The sequence below is a fragment of the Pseudacidovorax intermedius genome, from assembly GCF_003350475.1.
GTDB lineage: Bacteria > Pseudomonadota > Gammaproteobacteria > Burkholderiales > Burkholderiaceae_C > Xenophilus > Xenophilus intermedius.
On the sequence record NZ_QQAV01000029.1, the window covers coordinates 1 to 1,390 of the forward strand.

The 1,390-nt window shown below is 59.9% G+C and carries 1 protein-coding gene; it reads left to right on the top strand.

From position 1 onward, the window contains the following. Positions 1–103 precede the first annotated feature (103 nt). On the top strand, positions 104–1,129 hold the full coding sequence (locus tag DFR41_RS27285; RefSeq protein ID WP_114805034.1) for an IS110 family RNA-guided transposase: 1,026 nt from the start codon (positions 104–106) through the stop codon (positions 1,127–1,129). The last annotated feature ends 261 nt before the right edge of the window (positions 1,130–1,390 follow it).

Genomic DNA, 1,390 nt, shown 5'->3' on the forward strand with positions numbered 1-1,390 from the left:
TTGTTCAGATGGTATGGGCGCCTCCCTCCTACCGCTACTTGCGCTGCTACCCGGGTGGTGCCAGATTGACGCCGCCGTCGTCAACTCCGAAGCGGAGACCATCATGGAACGTACTGTCATTGCCGTCGACATTGCCAAGAAGGTGTTTCAGCTGCACTGGGTCAACGTGGAGACCGGGTGCATCGAACGCGTGCAACTCAAACGCGCGCGGTTGCTTGAATGGTTTGCCAACCGCAGCGCCGCACTGGTTGTGATGGAGGCCTGTGGCGGTGCGCACGACTGGGGCCGCGCTCTGGCTCAACTCGGTCATGAGGTGCGGCTGTTGAGTCCACGCAAGGTACGCCCGTTCGTGCAACGCAACAAGACCGATGCAGCCGACGCACAAGCTATCTGGACGGCAAGTCAGCAGCCCGGCATGCGCTTTGTTCCCGTCAAGACCGAAGCACAGCAGGTCATTCTCTCGTTGCATCGACTGCGAAGCCAACTCATGAAGATGCGAATCATGCAGACCAATGAACTGCGCGGCCTGCTCTGCGAGTTCGGCATTGTTCTGCCCGAAGGCCATGCCGCGTTGCTCAGGGCGTTGCCCAGCGCCTTGTCTGAAGCAAAGACTCGATTGCCGGCAATGCTCACCGAAAGCCTGGACGAACAGGTGTTCCGCATCCAGAGCCTGCAGGCGGATATCGGCACCATCGAGCGAAGGCTGTCGCAACAGATGCGTGAGATTCCCGCGTGCAAGGCCGCAGCCGAAATCCCTGGTGTCGGCCTTCTCACTGCGACGGCGATCGTCGCCAGCATGGGCACACCAACTGCATTCAAGAATGGCCGAGAGTTCGCCGCATGGATTGGCTTGGTGCCGCGCCAGACCGGAACCGGCGGACGCATCCGCCAATTGGGCATCAGCAAGCGAGGCGACAGCTATCTGCGAACGCTGTTGATGCACGGTGCCCGTGCCATCGTACTCAGATGGAAGGACGCTGCAGCTTGGCCTTGGCTGGCCGAACTGCTCAGGCGCCGGCCTTACAGCGTTGCCGTCGCCGCAGTAGCGAACAAACTCGCACGAACGATCTGGGCCGTATTGGCGCGCGGCCAAGCCTGGCGCCCAGAGGCGTGGCAAGCCTCGCACTGACAACGATATCGAACAACTGTTTTGAAGGAGAGCAAGCGACCACGCGTGTGATGGGACAGACAGGTTGGACCGAGATGAGAACACTCCGATAGTCCGTCAGAGGAGCAATACCTCGATGTTCAGATGGGAATCTCGTCAGCGAATGCCATCAGGGCCAGCAGGCATGTCAGCCTGCAAAACAGGCCGAATATAAGACTGCAGCCCTGCCTCCTGATTCGTCACACACACGAGTTCTTGCAATCCGGGAGGCGCCCATATAAG

What these genes read in the sequence shown, in the direction of transcription:
- DFR41_RS27285 (WP_114805034.1), top strand. Translation starts at nt 104, where the DNA reads ATGGAACGTACTGTCATTGCCGTCGACATTGCCAAGAAGGTGTTTCAG.